Below are 23725 nucleotides of genomic sequence, written 5' to 3'. Positions count from 1 at the left end.
CTGTTCATCGTTATTGCAGAAACAATAACACAGGCTGCCAGGAAGCACAGCCTGTGTATTGCTTAGCTAGAAGGTATATCGCACACCGATTTGATATCGCGGTCCCGTCTGTTCAATATTTCGGGTCATACGTTCATGACGTCCGTATTTTCGCGAAATCTCGTCTGTGAGATTGATTCCCTCAACACTCACACTTAAGTTTTCAGACACTTGATAACTCACATTTATATCTAATTGGCCGTATTCTTCAACATAAACAGGACTAAAACCTATCGCATCCAATTCACTTTCGAAGAAGCTATCACGCCAGTTATACGCCAGCCTAACCTGCCATTCTTCTTTGTCGTAGAACACCACTACGTTAGCAGAGTCGCTTAAGCCAATTAGCGGTGTTTGATTACTATTGGTCGTATCGCCATTGTCATATTCAAGATCGCTGTCTATCAGTGTTACGTTGGCATAAAGACCAAAACCTGAATCCCAGAACAAATGCTGAATCGCAAACTCGATACCATCAGCCTGCTTTTCATCTGAATTGACTGGCTGTGAGAAATTCACCACAACTGGGTTATCATCGGGTCCACCAATAATTTGCGCACCTTCACCCGTATCTGGGTTTGGTGGGATCACATTGGGATCATTAGGATTTTGAGACACAATCTCTTCTCGAATTGCAGGACTGTTGGTAATGTCGCCTCCAATCGCTGCGACCGCAGCATCAAAACGTGGCCCTGTGGTTGGATTGGTCACAGAAAATGGTGAATCAATAATGGATTCTGACGAGATAAAATTCTTCACATCTTTACGGAAATAGCCAATGGACGCATAGCTACCCTCGTCGTAATACCATTCTAGCGACAGGTCGAAATTCTCAGACTCTATCGGTAGTAACCCCGGATTGCCTCGTGAACCCCTTGCCTCATCAATACGCACTTCATCTAATCGTCCACCCGCCGTTAAGTAACCATAGGCAGGCCGCGTAATTGACTCACTATATGAGGCACGGAAGATAATGTCGTCGGTTATTTCAATATCAAAATCGATACTGGGTAACACGTGATCGTAGCTTCCATCGCCTTCATAGAAAAGCGGTGCGCCACGGGTGATTCGGAATTCATTATCAGAAATCCACGCGATTGATGTCACATCGGGTAGCAAAGTATTAGACGTTACATCTGTTTCCTCATAACGCAACCCTGTTCGCAACGTAACAGGCATGTCTGCTACATCAAATTCAAAATTAGCCTGTACAAATGCGCTGGTTTGTTCTTCTAGGGTGCGGCGATCGGTTGTGTATTCAGATGGCGCACACAGTTCTAAACCGCAAGGCCATGCGGCATCCGCGGGCGAGCCATCGGCATTGAGCGGAACGCCATAGTTCGTCGCAACGATCTCAGCAAAGGTCTCAAAATCAACATCCCAAAAGCCGTTAATCATATTGGCTTTATCGCCCGGCATATTGTCGAAGCGATCCAACATGGTGCTAAAGCTGTCGAGCAGAACATCATTCGGAATATCATCAAAATCGCCCACACCACCCCAAGTGGCTCGTTCAGCCACGGCAAACGCATTTCGGTTATCCACTTCTGTTCTCGCTACACCAAAGTCAATGCTCGATAAAACACCGCTATCAAAGCTATACCGGCCTTTTACTTGTAATTGCTCTACATCTGAGCGCATGTAGCTGTTACGCAGGCTGGTACCTGTTGTTCTTACGGTGTCTGGCACTAGCCCATTCACATCCGACAAGCTGTTATTCGGGTTAGGGTACTCAGCCGTGGCAAAGTCACCTGCATTGAGTTGCCCAGGAAAAGTCACCGTCACAACAGGAAAGTCTGAGCGAAAATCTATTGCGGTTCGGCCTCGAATGTTCGTGGCCATTTGAATGGTGTTACTGTTACCGTATTTTGAATTAGGCTTCGCTTCTGCACTTGAGTCATGATAATCCAGCTCCAATCGCAGATTATCATTCACATCAAATTCAAGGTTAATACCAATCGATTTATTTTCGTTAACTTGTCCGCTTTGCTCTACCTGACTCACCAAATCTGCATGCGTCAGATCGCCTGGCTGATGCCCATATGGTGGGAATTCGCCCGCGACATTGGTATTATTTTCTTCAATATACAAAGGCGCAGCCACGCCATCAGCATTGGCGTCTGTCCATTCACTGGCAATGTGGCCAAAGTTCATCCAAACCGAATGAATGTTCTGGTTCGTTTCAACGTCATTTTTGGAGTAGGTGTAATCCAACGTCGCAGTGAGCCGCTCGCTTGGCTGATATTGCAACGTCAGTTGGCCGTTTGTACGAGTTCGGTCTGTTTCACTAAATCCATAAACCAGATTCTGAGGCACAGCGTAAACGACGCCGTCAGCTGGACGATTTACATGCGGGTCGGGCAAACCTGCGGGTGCATCTGGCAAAGCCCCCCAGTTTCCCTCGCCTCCAACCTGATCGCGCCACCCGTTATCAACGCCTGCGCGCGCTGCGCCACTTTGGCGATTTTGATAACTCCCCGAAATCGCAATACCAATCGTATCGTCAGCAAAGGTGTTGCTGTATAAACCAGACAATTCGGGTGTGATAGTGTCACCCTCGTCACTAGAGGTATCGTGCACGCCCTTCACACCAAAGGTTGCTTTGAGTCCGGGTGAGGCTAACGGCTTAGTCGTAATTAAATTAATCACTGAGCCAATACCGCCTGTAGGAATGGACGCGCGCGAAGTTTTAAACACCTCAACAGCCGATACACCCTCTGACGCCAAGTTGCCAAAATCAAAGGAACGCGAGTCTGAAGCACTGGTGGCTTCGATGTTCGCGGTGGGCATTTGTCGACCATTTAAGGTCACTAAATTGTAATCAGGACCAAAACCACGAACGGTTACGCGGCTGCCTTCACCATTTTGACGGTCTATCGATACACCAGAAATACGTTGTAGTGATTCTGCTAAATTGGTATCGGGAAACTTGCCCATGTCTTCGGCAGAGATGGCATCGACAACGCCAGTGCTATCACGCTTAACGTCCATAGCACGTATTAAACTGCCTCTGATGCCTTTTACTTGAATGACTTCAACATCATTACTTTGTGGCTGTTCACCAGATTCCTGCGCTGCAAGAGGGAGTGCTGTCGCGGCTCCCAAGATTAACGACAAGCTCGTCGCTAACGGTGTTCTGTTAAATCGTTTTTGTTTCACCCTGATAGCCTCCCTCAGGTTGTGTCCTTTTAGTCCTGATGTGTTTATTTTTTTGTCTTATTCGCCATTGTGTGATTGGTGCCGTCATTGGCTGCCAAGACCGCTTCAATCTTGCGCAGACAAACCAGTACACCCGCACTGAACTCGCACCAATCTGAAAGCGCTTTCATTAAGTTAGTGCATTGTTAAAAATTCGTCAACCTAATTATTTACATTCAATTTACAAAAAAGGGGTTAACATGATTTAAAACAAGCCTGAACACCTTTAAAAATTGGAGAAAGTAGGAAAATAGCCTTTATTTACTATTATCGAAATTTTGTAAAAATAATCAGTTTCGTTTGACTTTTAGGTTTAAAAAATTAATCTACTGTAAGCGCTTTCAATAAAACAGGACGTGTTCACATGACACACCAATTTACCCTTCCAAAGCAGTCAAAAATGCTACAGCCGGCATTTACTTACGGCGTAGCGACATCTTCCTTCCAAATTGAAGGCGCTGCTGATAAGCGTCTTCCTTGCATTTGGGATACCTTTTGTGCCACCAAAGGCAAGATTAAAGATGCCTCTCACGGTAAAACTGCATGTGATCATGTTTCCCGATTTAAAGACGATGTTAAATTAATAGCAGATTTGGGCGTAGATGCTTACAGATTGTCCATTTCATGGGCACGTGTTTTACACAAAGACGGCAATGTGAACGAAGAGGGAATGGCGTTTTACATTGCACTTCTGGATGAATTAAATGCACAAGGCATAAAACCTTTTGTCACTCTCTACCATTGGGATCTGCCCCAGCATATTGAGGACAATGGCGGATGGCTCAATCGAAAAACCGCGTACTTATTTGCCGATTATGTGGAAAAAGTATGTGTGCATTTCGGTGAAAGAGTGCATTCTTATGCCACATTTAATGAACCTTTTTGCTCGGCCTATTTAGGGTACGAAATTGGTATCCATGCGCCGGGTTTGTGTCAGCGCAAGTATGGAAGACAAGCCGCTCACCATATATTGTTAGCGCACGGTTTAGGCATGACCGTTTTAAAAAAATACAGCCCAAATACACTCAACGGCATTGTGCTTAACTACACGCCAGCATACCCTGCCAGCAATTCGGAAGAAGATAGGCGCGCAGCAGATTTAGCGGATCAATACCATAACCAGTGGTACACCCAGCCCATATTTGACCAAACTTACCCTGATATTATCAATCAATTGAATGACCATGAGCGCCCTCACATCGAAGAAGGGGATATGGCAATCATTGGGCAACCCATCGACTTTTTGGGGGTGAACTTTTATACACGAGCAACCTATCGTGCAGCAGCAGATTTAGGCTTTCAAGAAATCGCGCCTGGCGATGAGGTGGAAAAAACAGATATGGGATGGGAAGTGTATCCCGATGCTTTCACCGATCTATTAATTGATTTACATAAGCGATACGATTTACCTCCTGTGTACATCACAGAAAATGGCGCTGCCACGGTAGACGTATTGGAACAGGGTGAAATCATTGATACGCAACGTATCGCCTATTACCAATCCCACCTTAATGCCGTCAACGACGCTATCGAAGCGGGCGTTGATATACGCGGATATTTCGCCTGGAGTTTAATGGACAATTTTGAATGGGCAGAGGGTTACCTTAAACGCTTTGGTATTGTATACGTCAACTACGCTACATTAGCGCGTATACCAAAGCTAAGTGCCAAACTCTACAAAGCCCTTATTACGGGTCGAACATAAAAGGAGCGCGGGTATTTCATGTCGTTATCAATAAAAGAAAAAGTCGCGTATGGATTGGGTGACACGGCAAGTAATATAGTATTCCAATCAGTATTACTATTTCTCGCGTATTTTTATACCGATGTGTTTGGTATTTCTCCAGCCGTTGTGGGCACTCTTTTTATTGTGGTGCGTATTGTGGATGCGATAACCGACCCACTCATGGGCGCCATTAACGACCGAACACAAACCCGCTTTGGAAAATTTCGTCCCTACCTTTTATGGTTAGCGATTCCGTTCGCCATCATTAGCACCTTAGCATTTAGCACACCCGATCTGAGCGCACAAGGTAAAGTCATCTATGCATTTGCAACTTACACATTGCTAATGATTGCCTATACCGCCATTAATATTCCTTACTCAGCCTTGGGCGGCGTGTTAACCGCAGATATAAAAGAGCGGGTATCTGTACAAAGTTACCGATTTGTTTTCGGTATGCTAGGCGGCTTGTTGGTGGCGACTCTTACTTTGCCGCTTACAGAGTTTTTTGGAAATGGCGACAAAGCCAAGGGCTACCAACTTACTATCGCTGCATTGAGCGCATTGGGAGTGATATTATTTTGGCTATGCTTCGCAGGCACGAAAGAACGCATTGCACCTCCTGCTAATCAATCGACCACATTTCGTCATGATTTAGGCGTGCTATGGCAAAACGATCAGTGGCGAATCATTTGCGCCGCTGCTTTTCTGGTTTTAGTCGGTATTGCCTTGCGTTCGACCTTAGCCATTTATTATGTAAAAGATGTATTGGGTCAACCTGATCTGATCACATCTTTTATAACCATCGGCATGATCGGCAATATCATTGGGTGTGCCCTCGCCCAGCCCGTTGCCAAGCGGGTCTGTAAAGTCAAAGCCTACATATTTGCTCAAATAGGTGCGGGCATCGTGTGTGTAGCCACGTTTTTTGTTCCTGCGTCACAATGGCAACTCGCCTGCGCAATGTATTTTCTGTGGTGCGTGGTGCTACAAATGGGTACCCCACTATTATGGGCAAAGATGGCTGACATTGTTGACTATGGCCAATGGCAAAGTGGCGTGCGTATTACCGGAATGACCTACTCCAGCATTGTATTTTTTATCAAGCTTGGACTCGCAGTAGGCGGCGCAATGGCAGGGTGGCTACTTGCAGGCTTTGGCTATGAGGCCAATGTAGCGCTAGCACCCTCTACTGTCACGGGAATCGCATTGAGCTTTAGCATCATTCCGGCGGTCGTCTTCTTTGGTGTGGCATGGGTCATGCGCCGGTATGCGCTAGACGATACACACATAGCAAATATTCAAAAGAAACTGCTTCAGTCTTAACCTACAATTATGGCTTTGGTATGAAATGTAGTTTGTCTTTATCGACATTAAGTCATATTTGATCGTGCAATCTCTGCAATTGTGTTGCAGGTTTATGATATAACAGGCAAAAAAACCTAACGAACGATTTATGGCAACCATTTACGAAGTGTCAAAACTGGCGGGTGTTTCTCTTGCAACAGTATCAAGGGTGCTGAATAACAGTGCCAGTGTAAGTGAGAAAACCCGTACTAAAGTCAATCAAGCTATGAAGCAGCTGGATTATAAGCCCAATGCTATCGCGAAATCTCTCGCTTCCAGCCGTTCAGATTGTATTGGCATTTTAGTGGGCGAATTCCATGGTCCATTTTATGGCACCATGATGGGCGGTATTGAAAAGGAGTTTCGTGCGGCCAATAAACATATCGTTGTTACCGCAAGCCATTGCGATCTTGAAAAAGAAAAAGAGGACATTGAGTTTCTTATCAGCCGAAATTGCGACGCGTTAATTCTGCATGTTGAAGCGGTGTCTGATGAATACCTGATCAATCTCGCTCAGGGAAAAACCCCAATTTACGTTATAAATCGATATATTCCTCAAATCGCTGATCGTTGCATTTGCTTGAATAACGAATTGGGCGGCTATATCGCCACTAAAACGGTGCTTGAGCACGGGCACAGAGATATTCTTTATATCGCAGGTCCAAAAGTTAAGGCCGACGCGCGTGAGCGCCTAGCGGGTCACTATCGCGCATTGCGAGAGTTTGGTATCGCCCCCGACGTTGAACGTGAATATTTCGGTGATTATATGCAAACGGGTGGATATGCGGGTATGCAGCATTTCTTTGATAAAGATTTACCTGTATCGGCGGTCGTTTGCGGCAATGACGAAATGGCCAATGGTGCCATGTCGGCTATCCGTGAACATCAATTGGATATCCCTAACGATATTTCTGTGGTTGGATTTGATGATGTTTTGTTCTCATCCTATACCCACCCTAAACTAACGACAATCGAATACCCTATCGCACAAATGGGCAAAATGGCTGCGCAACTGGTACTGCAAGATGTCTACAAACAAGGGGAGTGCACCACGCCCCATATGTTTGAGCCCAAGCTCGTATCACGGGATTCTTTATCTTCAGTGTAAGCCGTTGAGCCAAAGCCTTACTAGCTGCATCAATAATAACAGGTGCAGATTTGTATACATATTCAGGCAATGTGTGTACAGATTAAGGCTCTTCTTTGCTCTATAATCGCATCAACGCCATCACTTTCAGCACTGAGTCACATGAGTAAGAAGACGTTCCATTCTATTCGAGAGTACGCCACAGATCGGGGTAAGCCTGCTCCAAATAATCCCTTGTTTGGTGTGGTTCGTAATTGTCATTCACAAGACACAGATACAGCCGTACCTTTAGAAGGGCAAACGTTTTCCTGTGACTTTTACATCATCTCATTAAAGCACATTATTTCTGGTGAAATTGCTTATGGTCGCACCCGTTACGATTACCAAAATGGTGCGATGATTTTTCTCGCGCCAGGTCAGGAAGTACGTATTCATGGCGTGAATGTGAAAGCAGATTCTCGCATGATTATGTTTCATAAAGCGTATCTTCTCGATCATCCGCTTTATGAAAAAATCGAGCGTTATCACTTCTTTAACTATGCTGTGAATGAGGCACTGCATTTATCAGAGGCAGAAGAAGCTCAACTTATTTCTATTTTTGATGCCATCGAGACTGAATCTCAAGGCAATCACGATCACTTCACCCGCGATATTATTTTGTCTCAACTTGACACCTTATTGCGCTACTCAGAGCGCTACTACCGCAGGCAGTTTATGACTCGCCAAGATTTTCGCTCAGCACTCTTTGACCGTTTTATTCAAGCCTTCGACACGCTACTTGATTTGCAAAGCAATCACATTGCCCGACTTCCCACTGTTGAGGATATTGCCCTACAATTGCACGTTACGCCCCGTTATTTGTCGGATGCATTAAAAATAGAAACCGGTAAAACGGCAAAGGAATGGATTCACTTGCAACTGCTAGACAAAGCCAAAAACATGCTGCTGGGTTCTAATGATTCGGTCGCCAACATCGCATATCAATTGGGCTTCGAATACCCACAATATTTTGCGCGTTTGTTCAAAAAGAAAATCGGAATTACCCCTTCTGAATTTCGCAATGTCGAAAAATATCACACAGAAATTCACGAGCGCGCACAGTAAGTAAGCGCTCGCTAAAAAGCTAGGCACTAAAGCGTGCGACTTCCTGTTTTAGTGATTGTGCAATATCAGATAACGACTCAGTTGATTGGGCAATCTCTGACGACGCCTGACTTAACTCTGTTGCTGAACCTGTCACATGCTCGACGTTGGCATTAATGGCATCTACGGTATATTTTTGTTCTTCTGTGGCCGCTGCAATACGTTCATTCACCGTAGATAACTCTGTGATGCTGTCGCTTAAATCGCGCAAGTTATCACGCACACCGTCAACCAATGCAATACCATGCTCAGCCGCACCAGATGCGCGCTCCATCGACGCCACGGCGGCTTCAGCAACTTGGTTGAGAGTCACCATCTTCTCTTGTATTTCAACGGTACTGTCTTGGGTTCGTGAGGCGAGCTGACGCACTTCATCTGCAACCACGGCGAAACCACGTCCATGTTCCCCCGCTCGCGCAGCTTCAATCGCTGCATTCAACGCCAGTAGGTTAGTTTGATCAGCGATGCTATTTATCACAGATAGCACATCGTTGACGGTATTGACTTCATCTTTTAAACGTTGCAGCGTCGTCGCAGACGTGGCCACTTCGCTACCTAGTTCGGCAATATCCGAAGAGGCGATTTTTGCCTGGGAGGTACTGTGCTCTGCACTCTCACTCGATTCAGCCGTACTTTGCGCCGACACAACACTTTGCTGAGACACTTCCGCGAGTGCTTCGGCAAATTGAATAAGCGACAATTTCACGCTGTCAGCCTCTTCTTTTTGCGCACTCGCAGCATATTGGGTTTGCTCTGTCGCCGCGCTCAATTGTGCGGTTTGTGCCGCGATAGAATCTGCATTAACCCGCACTTGTAAAATAATGTCCTGTAACTGCTTGATAAAGGTATTAAATGCCTGACCAATACGATCAAATTCAGGAATACGTGTATCGTCTATACGAACAGTTAAGTCAGCATCTCTGCCACCTAATTTTGCAAATTGTGCACCAATATTAGCAAGTGGCCTCAACAATGTATTCACCATTAGCGCTGCAATAATCGCAGCGATAGCACAGGTTAATACCGTTACCAATCCGCTCGTTATGATGACGGTTTGCTTTAAATGGCTAATCGGTGCTTCCACTTCTTGTTGATCCACTTCAGACAAAATCGCCCATGTATGCTGCCCCACTTTTACGGGTGCAAAGGCAGATAACACAGCAACATCACGATAGTCATTGAAGGTTGCAAAACCAGACTCCCCAGACAACGCACGTGCAACACCGTCAGTGCGGACAGGTTGCAAGGTAATACCTGTTTGCTTTTTGTCTATCAACGTTACTTCTTTAATTCCTGCGCGCTTTAGCGCAGCGATATAGTTTTCTCGGTCTTCAAGAAAATAACGGCTTTCATTACGAAGTGTCTGGTCTGCTCCTACCAAATAGATTTCGCCGCTGTCACCAAATCCCGTTTCTTGCCATTTTTGATTCATTGTCAGTAAGTTATTAATGCGGTCTATCGGCATTTGAAATATCAGAACACCTTGCACCTTTCCCTTGTCCCAAATTGGCGCGGCGATAAAACTGGCAGGATTGTTGTACGATGGATAATACGCGTTAAAGTCAGTTAAATATGTTTCACCAGCCTTTAGTGATAGTGCCCCCTGATAAGCACGGGCTAAACCACTGCTGGCGTGAGGGCCTGATGCCAAATCAGTCGCAAAATCAATCTCTTTAAACACGCTATACACCACGCGGCTTGTGCTAGCGTCAACGAGAAACACGTCATAAAAGCCAAACTGCGTGACGTAATCCCTGAATCGTTGATGGTAACGCCTGTGAGCAATATCAAAATCGGTTCTCGACACCGCAAAGGCAGGATGAGATTCCAATGCGTCTTTTTGCCCAAGCGGATTAGGATTAGTGACAATGTAGTCATACTGAAACAGCTTCGCTTGCGCACTGAGTCTATCGAACACCTGATTCACATTCGCCAAATCTGCATTATGCTGCGCGTAAGTGGCAGAAAATGTGTCTTCATAAAACTGGTTCAACGCACCTTTAATATCACGGCCTGACGCCTGACGTTGGCTCTCGTACTTATGCATACCAGCAGAAAATGCCTCAAGCGCCTGCACTGTGGCAACATCTTGCGAAAAAGCCACCGCCTGATGTTCAATTTGCAAAAAGTAATCCTCTACTTGACGCTTCATCAGATCACGTTTAGAAATTAAATCGCGTTCGCTGGTTTCAAACATGGCTGCACGCATTTCATCATTTGCGATGTAAGTGTTTACCGATGCATTTATGACAAGCGCAAGTAAAAGCGCGACAGTGACAGCAACGACCAATCGTAGTTTTAATGTCATAATTTGTTTACTGCTAGAAAGAGGTGGTGTCGAGAGAGGAAAATATCTGGTTTAATCGCCAATATAGTAGCGATTAATCTGATAGCCAGCGTTTGAATCTGTCTCCGCCGTTTTAACACTTCTTAGGTTGTATATTCGGGCGACAGAATATAAGGGGTAAATCAGGCACTGTCTATAGGTAAAACCACTCTACTGCTATACATATTTTCTATAACTTGAAGGGGAGTACTTAACGCTAACGATCCTCTCACAGCGTTTTATTTGCAAAAAACATTTTAAAAACAATATTTACAATTCAACAACATCTTGCATTTTTGCGTATTTTAACGGCATGTTAGCTACATTTTAATCAAATAATCGGTAATTTATCGTATTTATTTGACATCTGTTAACAGGATCTCTAAAAACTCGCCCTCATTATTTACATTTACTTCCTGTTTACGAGAAAGCACATGAAAAAATTGAATCTTTCAGCTGCAATTGCAGCCGCCATGATGACGACGCTAACTGCGTCAAACGCACACGCTGCAGGATTCCAACTAAACGAACATAGCGCCAATGGATTAGGCCGCGCTTTCGCTGGCCATGCCGCCATGCCTGAAAATGCGACAGTGTTGGCTGCCAATGCCGCTGCCATCGGTAAACTGAAAGGAAGTCAACTGGCAATGGCAGGAACCTATATCCGCCCAAGTGTTGATGTACAAGGTACTCAAAATATAAGCGTACAGGGTACACCTGTTGCTCAACTTGACGCATCAGAGCGTAACGTCGCAGACAGCGCGTTTGTTCCAGCGATGTTCTATACGCAGCAAATCAATGATGCCTTCACAGCGGGTATTGGCTTCTTCTCTAACTTCGGACTGGCAACAGACTACAGCGGAAGCTACAACGCGTTGCACTATGCAGACCGCGCAGAAATTACCACTGTCACAATGAACCCAACACTCGCTTACCAAATTACACCAGAGCTCATTCTGGGTCTTGGCGTAAGCGCTGTATTTGCTGATGCAGAAATTGGTACAACCACCCCGATGGCAGTTTCAGGCCTAACTGGTGGCACAATTCCTGGTGGCGCAACGATCGCTAAAGTCGCAGGTGATGATTGGGGATACGGCTGGAATGTCGGTCTACTTTGGGATGCTAATGAAAATGTTACGGTCGGTTTGTCTCATCGTAGCCAAACACGCCTAACGCTTGAAGGCGAAATGCAATCAGACATGGTTGCTGCATACAATGGTACAGGGTCGCTAGACCTAGACTTGGGCGCAATTTCAGAGCTTGCTGTCGACGTAAAACTTAACGATCGTTGGTCAACTCAGTTCAGCGCTAACTTCACCGAGTGGAGTGCATTCGACGTGCTAGAAGTGAACTTAGATTCTGGCGTAGATGTGTTACTTAAAGAAGAAAACTTTTCGAATACATGGCGTTTAAGTGGCGGTGTCACTTACCAATACAACGATAACTTAGTGCTACGTGCAGGCTACGCTTACGATGAAGGCGCAGTATCAGTTGCAACACGCTCGTTGAGCATTCCTGATACAGACAGACACTGGATCACAGCAGGTGCAACGTACACACTAAATGAGACAATGACGTTAGACCTAGGTTATGCGTTTTTAGATGCGCGCGAGGCTGACGTTAACCAAACTAAACAAATTGGTCCAATCAGCACGCACCTTGTGGCAACACAATCTGCTACCGTTCACATTGTAAGTGCACAACTTAACATCGCAATATAAGCAATTGCATTTCAAGTGACACAAACGTGTGTCATCATATAATCCTCAAAACGCAGCATTTACAGCTGCGTTTTTTTATTCTCTCACAGAGTAAGCGTCTCTTTGACTGCATCAACTTTCGTCATCATTCTGATCTTTCCTGTGTCTTCTGTACTACTTTTATATCTAGGCGAAAAAACAATCAATCTATTCATTTCGCTTAAAAACAGGCAAAAAGGAAGGACAAGCACATGGTCTCATTCGTGTTAAATGGCAATCCCGTTGAGTCTTCAGCTGAAGACGATACCTCTCTACTTTGGGTCATTCGTGACGAACTCGGATTAAAAGGCACCAAATATGGTTGTGGAATCGCGATGTGCGGTGCCTGCACGGTGCACATTGATGGGCTGGCCGTACGATCATGCAGTTACCCAGTCAAACAGGCTGAGGGAAAGACCATCACGACGATCGAAGGGTTAGGTAATCAACATCCTCTACAACAAGCATGGATAGACGAGCAGGTGCCCCAATGCGGTTATTGTCAGTCGGGCCAGATTATGCAAGCTGCCACATTGCTAAAACACTACCCTTCTCCTTCCGATGAGCAAATCACCACGCATATGAATGGCAATTTATGTCGCTGTATGGCCTATCATAGAATTAAAAAAGCCATTAAGCGTGCGGCATCGCAAAGTGATACCGTCGATACTTCCAATGGCGTGAATCACTATATTCCTGACGATTCCCCGTCTGCTCAAAGCGATATGGTCAATAAGGAGATTAGCGAATGAACCTCTTTCACCGTCATCGCCAAAACGCAACAAATAAACAGCAAACGGATGATTCACAGGTTGTCGACCACAGTCGCAGGGATCTCCTTATTGGTACCGTAAACGCAACCCTTATGATTGCGTTCGCTCCCACAGCCCTTTCGCAACAAGCGCCCGCAGATGTCGTATTAGCCAGCAAGTCTTTTTCTCCCACCATTTGGTATGAAATCGATGAAACAGGCACGATAAAAGTGAATATCATACGTGCAGAAATGGGACAGCACGTGGGCACTGCATTAGCCAAAATTGTCGCTGAAGAATTGGGTGCAAATTGGCAAGATGTGATCATCGATCATGTAGACACCGATCCCAAATGGGGCATGATGGTCACAGGCGGATCCTGGTCAGTATTCCAAAGTTATCAACCCCTTTCCAGAGCAGGTGCAGCTGGCAGAGAATTACTGCTCGAAGCAGGGGCTAAACATCTGGGTGTGAGCAAAGGTGACTGCATTGCCAAAGACAGTCAGATTGTCTGCGGCAATAACCGCGTCAGTTTTGCCACCCTCATCAAAGAGCACGCGTTCAACAAACAAATCTCTGCCGATGCACTAAAAGAATATCCGATAAAATCCCGCCAGCACTATGCGATTATAGGTAAGCAAAGCCAAGCGCTAGATATTCCACCAAAGGTAAACGGCACAGCCGTTTACGGTATCGATGTAGAGATCCCTAATATGCTCTACGCGCGTCCCGTCGTACCACCAACGCGATTTGGCAACAAGGTCAAACATGTCGACGATACCGATGCAAAAGCAATAAAAGGCTATAAAGGTTACAAAATCCTTACCGATCCGAGTGGCTGGTTAGAAGGCTGGGTAGCGGTGTATGCGACACACTATCCCGCCGCCATCAAGGCCGTAGACAGTATACGCGTGACATACCACCCCAACCCCAAAGCAGATGTGTCTGAAGCTGATATGCAAGAGCATGGTCATGCACTTATTAGCCAACCAGAAAACGGTGCGTTATTGGTGGATGTAGGCAGTACACATGAGGCTCAAAGCAAACACAGTAAGCATATTGAAGCAACGTACACCACATCTACCGCGCTACATTTTCAGTTAGAGCCTGTTAACGCGATAGCTGAATTCAAAGACGGTACTTGGCACCTGCATTCTGGCAATCAATGGCAATCCCTTACCCTACCAGAAGTAGCAAAAGCGTTAGAGGTTGACCAAGCTAACGTGGTTATCCATCAGTACTACTTGGGCGGCGGATTTGGTCGACGACTATTTGGTGATTACATTATTCCAGCAGCACTCGCGGCAAAGGCAATGAACCAGCCAGTAAAAATGATATTCACCCGTGAAGACGACGCGTATTTTGACCAACCCCGCTCCCCAAGCGTAAGTTATTTTAAAGGGACAATTGACGCAAACAGCAGTGTTGCGGCGGTTGAGCATCGATTTACCGCAGGTTGGCCAACCAAAGCCATGGCGCCCGGATTTTTAGCCGACAGTAAAGACGGCAAAAAGAAAATCGATATGTTTTCAGCCAGTGGCTCTGACCACTGGTACTCGTTACCAAACAATAAAGTGCTGGTGTATAACAATGACCTAGCTCAACAAACCTTTGTGCCAGGGTGGTTACGCTCTGTTGGTCCGGGTTGGATCATGTGGAGTGTTGAGTCATTTATGGATGAACTGGCACATGCAACGAAACAAGATCCCGCAGCATTCCGACGACAATTACTCACCGCAGAAGGGCGACAATCAGGCAGTGAACCTCATGCAGTGGGAGGTGCCGCGCGTTTACGTAATGTACTAGATATATTGACCAAAAAAGTAGACACCCAACAATCTCTCCCCAAAAACGAAGGCATTGGTATTGCCCTTACCTTTGGACAAGAGCGCAGCATGCCAACGTGGGTAGCACTTGCAGCGCATGTATCTGTTAGCCCAACATCTGGCAAAGTAACCGTGAAAAAGCTCACCTGCGTAGTCGATTGTGGCATTGTGGTGCATCCCGATGGTGCAATGGCACAAATGGAAGGCTCACTGCTTTGGGGCGTTAGCCTCGCACTGCATGAAAGTACAGAATATAAACATGGGCAGGTTGCGAGCAACAATTTGCACAACTATTCCCCCCTGCGCATGAAAGACGTGCCTGATATGGATATCAGTTTTGTTGATTCCGATGAATTTCCGGTTGGGCTTGGCGAACCGGGCACCACTGTCGTCGCTCCCGCTATAGGAAATGCAATATTTAATGCGACGGGGGTTCGCCTTCGAGCGCTCCCCATGACACCCAAGCAAGTAAAAATGGCAATGAATAGCGCTTCGAGCGATACAGATAAAGGAGTAACCGCATGAAGTTAATACATTATTGGATTGCGTTTTGGGGCATTGTCCTAAGTGCCAGTGCATTAGCTGACGACCCTTATCAAGCGTTCAAACGTGACCCAAATGCGGGGACGGCATTTGCTTATCTGCATCAAGTCGCAATACATCCTCGGTGCGCTAATTGCCACGGTGTCGTCGATGAAGACGGCACGTTTTACCCAACAGTAGGCGAAGACAGGCGACCTCACCCTATGGATATCACTGTTGCAAATAATGTAGTGCTATTTAAAGACGGAGATACCTTTAAACAAGTCGACAGCGTAGTGCTTAGTTGTCGAGGTTGTCACCAAAACACCAATGGCGACAAAGAAGGCATGCCTCCAGGCAATGTGTCTGCCGACATGCCAGGCTTTGTCTGGCACATGCCTCAGCCGAACATGACAATCCCTAAAGGGATTAGCGCCAATGCGTTGTGTAATAAATGGTTAGATCCCGCGCATAACAGTAGTCACCTAGCTCAGCGAGGGGGTAGAAATGACATGACCACATTCCGCAAGGAGTTCCTTGAACACCACGCGAAAATCGATCCTCTCGTGGCTTGGGGATTTAATCCTGGTCCAGGACGAGAAAAAGCACCAGGTACACGCGCTGACTTTATTCGCGCCGTAGAAGTATGGATAGATGCAGGCGCACCTTGCCCTAGCGAATAACCTATCATGCTGAGCAATTAAAAAGAGCCCCCACCGCGCTGGATGGTGGGCTCTTTTGTAAGACTTCCCGTCACACGACACAAAAATTACAGTACGTTAAGTGTTACCTCGATATTGCCGCGTGTTGCATTCGAGTAAGGACAAACCTGATGCGCCTTTTCAACCAGCGCTTGTGCTTCAGCTTTATCCATATCGCCAAGAGAAACATTCAATACAACGGCAATGCCAAAGCCTACATCAATTTGCCCAATGGAAACTTCTGAGTGAATCTTCGTCCCTTTTGGAAGTGCTTTCTTTTCCTGGCCTGCTACAAATTTCATTGCGCCAATAAAGCATGCCGCATACCCCGCAGCAAATAGTTGCTCGGGATTAGTGCCTTGCCCATCATCTCCTCCTAATGCTTTGGGCGTAGATAAGTCAACACTCAAACGGCCGTCATCAGATTTTGCAATCCCTTCTCGTCCACCCGTTGCCGTCGCTTTCGCGGTATACACTGCTTCTTGAAGCTTTTTCATGTCTTTGTCCTCTGTAAATTCAATTAATTTGCATGCAAAGTATTAACTCAAACACTTTCTTTTGCAAGAACTTTGTATACAAATTAAAATAAAAACAGACAACATCGTGAGACAAGATATTATGAAGTACCCTCAACTTAGTTTAGACAATCAGTTATGCCACCGTTTGTATCTGGCTTCTAATCGCATTACTCGCGCCTACCGCCCATTATTAACGGCACTAGATCTAACGTATCCCCAGTACGTGGTTATGATGGCTCTGTGGGAGCAAGACCACATTTCGATCGCGTCGCTGCTAACGAAAACAGGCATCGATCCTGGTGCAATGACACTGATATTGAAAAAAGTAGAAGAAAAAGGCTTAATCGAAATACAAAAAAGTGAGACAGATAAACGCAGCAAATTTGTATTTTTGTCAGAGAGTGGCAGCAAGCTGGCAGACCAAGCCAAACACATTCCTGAACAACTTACTTGCCAATTTGATGATGTTGATAGAACAGCGTTCAATCAACTCATTGCACTTCTAGATACATTAAATACAAGCCTAGCAGAATCAGAAGAAGGCTTAGCCTGCAAAAGCCGCCATTCATAAATGATCTGTAGTAAATAGCTTCCACAATGTCTGTTTCACTTCGTTTATCGCTGTTTATTTTGTATACTGCCCGGCTAATTTGAAGTAACAATCGACCTGCGAATGGCAGCTGTCGCACTGATTTGAAGTTAAACCTATGAAGAATAAGCTTTTACCATTAATGGTAGTATCATTGCTTAGTGCCTGTGGCGGCAGTGGTAGCGATACTGACAATGTAAATACACAGCAGCCTGAAGTGACATCACCTCAGCCACCGTCTACGCAACCACAAACAGATCCTAACGCTAAACCGATATTGGCGTTTAGCGTAGTTCAATCTAACAGCTGTAATGTAAAAACGCCCGATCTAGACGCACGCCTCATCATACATAATTCAGACTTTTCTACTCAGTCTATTCACGAACCCGATGAGAATGGACTACTCTCTGTAGAGATGGACACGCAACGCGCCACCTTCAGCCTGATTTTTAAAGAGAAATTTCTAAGAGAAGATCCTATCGCCATAAAAGCGATGACATTTAGCAATGCGAGCATTCAGGATTACGGTGAGTTTGAAACCGTTTTTCGCGATGAATCAGATGACACAGTATGCGAGTGCGAAAGCATACTCGCGCCCAATTTAATTGATTCACTCGATTTAACCGGTGGGTTTATTGATACTAACTCAGTCAAAGCCCCTTTTGGCTATCGCTTTTATGACAACGCCAATCAATTAAACATTGAGCACTGCAAAGGCATCGAGCAATCTTCATGGCCAGACGTCGTCCTTGTTGGCATCTACAACAATCAAATGTTCGGTGAAAGGCTCAGTGCTTTCAATCCAACAGAAGGGTTCAGCCCAGTTAAACCCTCTAAACAGGGTGTTGCAGTTCAAGTAGAAACAAACAAAGCTATCACTTTTCGATCAGGGTATGCCTATGTTGGCGATGAAGTACCATTGATAACGAGGCAGCACTGGATGCCTGACCAAGCGCTAAATATCATTCCGCTTGACGAAGCCAACGCCTATCGTATTTCTGTGACCACATCGACAACAGACTACGCTGGTAGCCAAGGCAATACATTGAAATATTTCACATTTGGTGCAAAATCCTACAACACGATTCCGACCTCACCCGTGACCATCAATATGGAATCTGATGAGTCGCTGCAAAAAATAGTGAAAGAAATTGATGAAAGTAGGTTGGAAGTCAACCAACTGAGTATCAGTAATACTCACGATATTTACTACATCTCAACAGTATTATTTGAAGAAAGCGAGTATGAACCATACTTCGAATGGACAATCCGCCAAAACCCGCAAAATCCACTGGGATCAATTGAAAACTTTTCGTTAGTAGGCACAGGCATTGACCTAATTCCACCAACGCAATTAGGCCAAGCGCAATTGAGTTTTAGAGCGATTGATTATGAAAATGTAAATGGCTTTGACGAATTTTTAGATAGGGTCAAAAATAAAACGCTCCACAGGCAACACCACACGGGATTCGTCGTCAAACAAGACATTCCTCTGAGTGCGGTGCCCGTCGCTAATTAATCTTGCATATTATCTATATGTATAAAACAAGAGGCGCATTGCGCCTCTTATCACAAACTATTCACCCGTCCATTCAATATGATACAAGTCACGTCTTCTATCTAAGAAATTACGTACCGACCCTTCATTTTGCAGTTTTTGAAGTTTTTCTAAGTCGACATCAACAATCAGCGTCATTTCCGTATTCGGCGTGGTTTCGGCCATAATCGCATCATGGGGGAAGGCAAAGTCAGAAGGAGAAAACACCGCGGTTTGCCCGTATTGAATATCTACATTGTCTACTTTAGGCAAATTCCCAATGCTACCCGCAATCGCAACATAGCATTCATTTTCAATCGCTCTGGCCTGTGCACAACGTCGCACTCTAAGATACCCATTTTTGGTGTCTGTCCAAAATGGAACGAACAAAATTTGCATTTCTTTTTCACTTAAAATACGTGCAAGTTCTGGGAATTCCACATCGTAACAAATCAAAATACCAATACGCCCAAAGTCCGTATCAAATAAGGTTAATTTATCACCGCCACGCATTAACCAGTCTTTCTTCTCGTGCGGTGTAGGATGGATTTTATACTGAGTATCTATCGTCCCATCCCTTCTACATAAGTAGGCAACATTGTACAAAATGTCGTCTTCAAGCAAGGGCATCGAACCCGCAATAATGTTGATATTGTAACTCAACGCCAACGCCGACATTTCTGTGACAACGCGCTCCGTGTATGTCGCTAGATGACGTATGGCTTCTATCGAGGATTGATCCTCACTCAATCCCATTAACGGCGCATTAAAAAATTCGGGAAACAGTGCCACGTCACAGCGGTAGTCGCTGAGTGCATCAACAAAATATTCGGCTTGCTGCAACAATTCATCCACGCTGCCCATTTCACGCATTTGCCATTGCACACAGCCGACCCTAACGGTGTCTTTTTTATTTCCAAACAGCTTTGATTTTTTAGGATCAAAGTAAATATTAAACCACTGTAATAAAGTAGCATATCCGCTGGAATCGCCATCTTCAGGTAAATATGACTCTAAAACACGCCGTACTTCAAAATCATTTGATAGCTGAAAGGTAAGAATAGGGTCGTAGATTTCTTTGCGCTTAACTGCTTCGATGTACTGTTGAGGCGACATGTCATTTTTATGATGTCGATAGTTAGGAATTCGGCCACCAGCAATAATCGCCCGTAAATTTAGGTTATGACAGAGCTCTTTTCGCGCATCGTACAAGCGCCGGCCTAAGCGAAGGTCGCGATATTCAGGATCGACAAACACATCCACCCCATAGAGCACATCGCCATTGGGATCGTGTGTTGTAAAATAAGCATCCCCTGTAATTTCGTCATACGTATGATCATCGCCAAACTTCTTATAATCCAACACCACCGACAATGCAGCCGCAACGACTTTGCCATTATCTTCAATGCAAATTTGTCCCTCAGGAAAAACCTTGAGCATGGCAAGAAACTCTTTTTGCGAAAACGCGCCCCCCAACTTTGAATAAACGATATCCATAATCCGCTTTACGTCGGGATAATCTGCCTTTTGCAAGTTTCTCAGGGCCAGAACCACGTCGCTGGAAATGTCAGACTCAGAACTCATGCTTTGCTTCCTTTTTTACTAAAACCCATTCTTTGAGCATAGACTTTATAACGAGTAACTGCCTGAAAAAGTTCACATTATTCACCAGTAACAAAATAAAATAAATCACACGCGGTTTCTGCGTCGAAACGCTTACTAGACGCGCGGTCACTTTCGTCATTGGCTTCACTCATTCACTCGTTAAGAATACTCAGTGCACGGGTATCAGCAAAACCAATGCCAAGGTTAAGTTACTATCAACATACGGGGGATGAGGTGATAGAAGTGGATTACAACTCCCTGTTTAGCTCTCCCTTGCGCGCGGAGCAAACGACGCAAGAATCACACTTATCATAAATAGCCATCTAAGCAGCTCATTTGCTCCCAATAAAGGGTAAATCAAACCAACATAAACAATCAGCGCAAGTAGCGTAGCAACAAGAGAACGCTTAAGGTTGAGCTTCATTACATAATGCTTGTTACACGCTAGGCAGGTGTTGACCTTGCTAAAAATACTTTTCCAGTAACTATTTTGTGTGCTTTCGCAATGTGGGCACTTCATATAAATATCACCTCGAATTTGTATGTATCTTGTTTTATTTTTAACACTTCAATAAAGGCATCCAACTCAATGTCATAATGACCGATATTTAACTCAGAGATAATGGTCGGAAAAGGCCCTGAAGCACGAACGAAATCGAAAAATACCCTTTGGCTGTTCTCATCAATTGAAATGGTTTTAATATTTTTCCAAATAAACCGAATTAGATAAGGTTCAGTACCAAAATGAATGCCTAAATCGTCGATTTTTAGTTGGCGCGTTTGCAATGCCTTATCACCAAAATAAAACATCGTTCCTAGCATCGGTGCTAATACTATAAGGAAGTAGGCAACCCCCTCTTTTCTGTTGCCCCCACCTTCGTACGCTTCAATATTCAAGATGACGTAAAGAGACAACAAAAACATGGGCACTGCAATCAAGTAGAGCGCCCAAATAATGCGTTTTTTGTTCTTAAATATTAAATCCATAAAACCACTGTAGATTCTTTATAAGGCCGCCTACAAGGCGGCATACCTATTACAATTTAAAATCGTTAGTAGACAAATCTGAAGCAATCACACCTTTGAGCTTAAGCTTGCTATTACTAGAAATAATAATTTCAGTATCTTTCCCAATTTGCTTAGCCTTACCAATAAACTCTTCGACTTCAGAGAGTACGGCACCTCTAATCTTGAGCTTGTCTTCCCCAATAACAAAATCTTTGATTACATCAGCCCCCTCACTAATTATGAAAGTATCAAATCCGCCGCCGCCTTTCAAAATATCATTACCGAATCCACCGTTTAATCTGTCATTTCCTTTACCACCTTTTAAAAAATCATTTCCCCTCCCTCCTTTTAAAAGATCTTTGCCATTTCCTCCACTTATAGTGTCGTCGCCATTTTCTCCGAAGATTCTGTCGTCGCCCGCTCCTCCGTTTAGCCGATCATGAGATTTTCCGCCAATAATTAGATCATCTCCTCCTCTCGACGATACATAAACGCCATCACTCTTGGTAATTGTTATTGAATCATTTCCATCACCAGTTCTAATTGAACCGAAACTGCTAATTCCCGCGACCTCATCTAATCCCAAATTAAAATAAGTATCTGTATCTATATTCCTCATATCTAAGCTGTTACCCGACAACTCCTTTTCAATAATTCGAATACCATTTTGCAATTTAGTAACTTTGTGACCATCCTCAGATGCCAGAACCATCACATTATAAGCGTCTTTAGTTTCTTTAACTCCAAAGTTATCTTCCGAATCATACGTCAACGTATCTAATACCAATGAACCACCAACAAGGAAATTTTCTTGATTTTTTGCAAGGGTAATTGAAACAATGCCCATCTCTATTAAGCTTTGCGTTTCATCGTCATCAACTTTAGCATTCCGATTTTTATCCACCCATACACCCACTTTTGAGTAAGCGCCGTCAAAAGCATCAAGCAGCTCATCGTTATTGCGATCCAAAGTTCTTAATCCGTCTAGATCAGTTTTATTAGGCCCAGCTAGATGGGATATGGAAAATTCATAATAGTCATCAAGACTTCCGCTGTCGTTAAGATCAATAAACAAAATTCCATCATCTCCATTGACCCACGACACCCTCTCTTCGTATCCATCATTATCGAAATCAATAAAGGTTTTTGAATTTTCAATTTCTATCATTTCCAATCCGTCACCATCCAAATCAAGAATGATAGGAGGCATATGGGTACATACACCAGCTACACACCTGAAACGATCGAACGAATCGGAAAAGGTATTTCCGTCGCTATCATAGATGTCTGTGTTAAATTGCTCATCAATAAAATCTGCAATTTCCATTCTATTTAGGTTTCTTTCTACTATAGTCGCTACTCCATATGCTGCGACAGCACCCATCATAGCCGCAAGTGCGGGTGCAGTAATCGCTCCAGCCGCAGCAGTTACTCCCAATCCAACCAAAGTTCCTGATATCAAAGCTCCAGCTTCTGCCCAAGCCGCATTATAGTTGGCAGCTATTAGATGCTCAGACAGTTGAGCTCCACCATTTAGAACACCAATCCATAAATTTAAACCAGAAATCAGGCTATTTAGTTTATGCAAATCAGATGCTCTATAATTTGAAGCCAACAGATCTGTTTTTAATGCCATAACTTCAGTTAAAATATTTGATACAAAAATTGCCATATCTCGCTGAGAATGCATATCCATAAGAGGTTCCTGACTCTTATTTCCATCGTTAGCTTGACTGGAGCCACCTCCGCCACCTCCATCGTAATCATCATAGCTATAATAGTCATAAGAAACGTAAGGATCGTAATCCCAATCCCAATCATTTCTGGACGGTGGGGAGTAATAAACAGTATATGTATCCCAGCCTCCGCAGCTATTGTCTTGAGAGCTACAAGCATAAGCGTTGTTAACCGTCCAACGTACACCGCTTATAATTGGCTTTGAAGCTAGGTTATAGGCTCCATCCTCGTCATAAAATGTTTCGTTTACGGAGATATTAAGACCCACTGGAATTGCAACACATGCCATAGCAAGTGAAAGTTTTGATAATTTAAAATTCATAATATC

16 protein-coding genes are annotated in these 23725 nt (G+C 44.5%); 10 read left to right on the top strand and 6 right to left on the bottom strand.

Annotation, left to right across the window (positions count from 1 at the left end):
* Nucleotides 1–66 precede the first annotated feature (66 nt).
* Nucleotides 67–3198 (bottom strand): TonB-dependent receptor, encoded by a 3132-nt coding sequence (locus OE749_RS07400; RefSeq protein ID WP_263711795.1) that lies wholly within the window; start codon nt 3196–3198, stop codon nt 67–69.
* A gap of 403 nt (nt 3199–3601) precedes the next feature.
* On the opposite strand from OE749_RS07400, the gene OE749_RS07395 reads away from it, so the two are divergent.
* From OE749_RS07395 to OE749_RS07380, 4 genes are all read left to right on the top strand, one after another.
* Complete coding sequence (locus tag OE749_RS07395) at nt 3602–4942, top strand: GH1 family beta-glucosidase (RefSeq protein WP_263711793.1); 1341 nt, start codon at nt 3602–3604, stop codon at nt 4940–4942.
* Nucleotides 4943–4960: 18 nt separating this feature from the next.
* Nucleotides 4961–6286: a glycoside-pentoside-hexuronide (GPH):cation symporter gene (locus OE749_RS07390; RefSeq protein WP_263711792.1), complete on the top strand. Its 1326-nt coding sequence runs from the start codon at nt 4961–4963 to the stop codon at nt 6284–6286.
* A 130-nt stretch (nt 6287–6416) separates the two neighbouring features.
* The gene (locus OE749_RS07385) at nt 6417–7415 is read left to right on the top strand and encodes a LacI family DNA-binding transcriptional regulator (protein ID WP_263711790.1); all 999 of its coding nucleotides are present in this window, start codon (nt 6417–6419) and stop codon (nt 7413–7415) included.
* Nucleotides 7416–7556: 141 nt separating this feature from the next.
* Entirely contained in the window at nt 7557–8498 is a 942-nt protein-coding gene (locus OE749_RS07380; RefSeq protein ID WP_263711789.1) for a helix-turn-helix domain-containing protein, read from the top strand.
* A 19-nt stretch (nt 8499–8517) separates the two neighbouring features.
* On the opposite strand, the gene OE749_RS07375 is transcribed toward OE749_RS07380, so the two are convergent.
* Nucleotides 8518–10845 carry a methyl-accepting chemotaxis protein gene (locus tag OE749_RS07375; RefSeq protein ID WP_263711787.1) on the bottom strand — a complete coding sequence of 776 codons (2328 nt, stop codon included), beginning with the start codon at nt 10843–10845 and terminating at the stop codon, nt 8518–8520.
* Nucleotides 10846–11297: 452 nt separating this feature from the next.
* Between OE749_RS07375 and OE749_RS07370 the strand changes: the two genes are divergently transcribed.
* From OE749_RS07370 to OE749_RS07355, 4 genes are all read left to right on the top strand, one after another.
* The gene (locus tag OE749_RS07370) at nt 11298–12584 is read left to right on the top strand and encodes an OmpP1/FadL family transporter (protein ID WP_263711785.1); all 1287 of its coding nucleotides are present in this window, start codon (nt 11298–11300) and stop codon (nt 12582–12584) included.
* Between the two features lie 230 nt (nt 12585–12814).
* Nucleotides 12815–13354 carry a (2Fe-2S)-binding protein gene (locus OE749_RS07365; protein ID WP_263711784.1) on the top strand — a complete coding sequence of 180 codons (540 nt, stop codon included), beginning with the start codon at nt 12815–12817 and terminating at the stop codon, nt 13352–13354.
* Nucleotides 13351–15705: a xanthine dehydrogenase family protein molybdopterin-binding subunit gene (locus OE749_RS07360; protein ID WP_263711783.1), complete on the top strand. Its 2355-nt coding sequence runs from the start codon at nt 13351–13353 to the stop codon at nt 15703–15705. Before OE749_RS07365 ends, OE749_RS07360 begins: the two co-directional genes overlap by 4 nt.
* Nucleotides 15702–16385, top strand: a complete 684-nt coding sequence (locus OE749_RS07355; RefSeq protein WP_263711782.1) for a hypothetical protein — start codon at nt 15702–15704, stop codon at nt 16383–16385. Before OE749_RS07360 ends, OE749_RS07355 begins: the two co-directional genes overlap by 4 nt.
* A gap of 86 nt (nt 16386–16471) precedes the next feature.
* Here OE749_RS07355 and OE749_RS07350 read toward each other — a convergent pair whose 3' ends face one another.
* Nucleotides 16472–16900, bottom strand: a complete 429-nt coding sequence (locus OE749_RS07350) for an organic hydroperoxide resistance protein (protein WP_263711781.1) — start codon at nt 16898–16900, stop codon at nt 16472–16474.
* Nucleotides 16901–17021: 121 nt separating this feature from the next.
* Here OE749_RS07350 and OE749_RS07345 point away from each other — a divergent pair, with 121 nt between their 5' ends.
* Together OE749_RS07345 and OE749_RS07340 are read left to right on the top strand one after the other, a co-directional pair.
* Nucleotides 17022–17492 (top strand): MarR family winged helix-turn-helix transcriptional regulator, encoded by a 471-nt coding sequence (locus tag OE749_RS07345; protein WP_263711779.1) that lies wholly within the window; start codon nt 17022–17024, stop codon nt 17490–17492.
* Between the two features lie 136 nt (nt 17493–17628).
* The gene (locus OE749_RS07340) at nt 17629–19029 is read left to right on the top strand and encodes a putative periplasmic lipoprotein (protein ID WP_263711778.1); all 1401 of its coding nucleotides are present in this window, start codon (nt 17629–17631) and stop codon (nt 19027–19029) included.
* Nucleotides 19030–19086: 57 nt separating this feature from the next.
* On the opposite strand, the gene OE749_RS07335 is transcribed toward OE749_RS07340, so the two are convergent.
* The 3 genes from OE749_RS07335 to OE749_RS07325 form a co-directional block, all read right to left on the bottom strand.
* Nucleotides 19087–20631, bottom strand: coding sequence for a carbon-nitrogen hydrolase family protein (locus OE749_RS07335; RefSeq protein ID WP_263711777.1), 1545 nt, complete (start codon nt 20629–20631; stop codon nt 19087–19089).
* Between the two features lie 537 nt (nt 20632–21168).
* Nucleotides 21169–21639, bottom strand: coding sequence for a hypothetical protein (locus OE749_RS07330; protein WP_263711776.1), 471 nt, complete (start codon nt 21637–21639; stop codon nt 21169–21171).
* 49 nt (nt 21640–21688) lie between these two features.
* Complete coding sequence (locus OE749_RS07325) at nt 21689–23719, bottom strand: calcium-binding protein (RefSeq protein ID WP_263711775.1); 2031 nt, start codon at nt 23717–23719, stop codon at nt 21689–21691.
* Between the last annotated feature and the right edge of the window lie 6 nt (nt 23720–23725).

The sequence above is a fragment of the Fluctibacter corallii genome (genome assembly GCF_025751585.1).
Classification (GTDB): domain Bacteria; phylum Pseudomonadota; class Gammaproteobacteria; order Enterobacterales; family Alteromonadaceae; genus Fluctibacter_A; species Fluctibacter_A corallii.
Note: the sequence above shows the minus strand (reverse complement) of the source record. Positions and strands in the feature narration are given on the sequence as shown.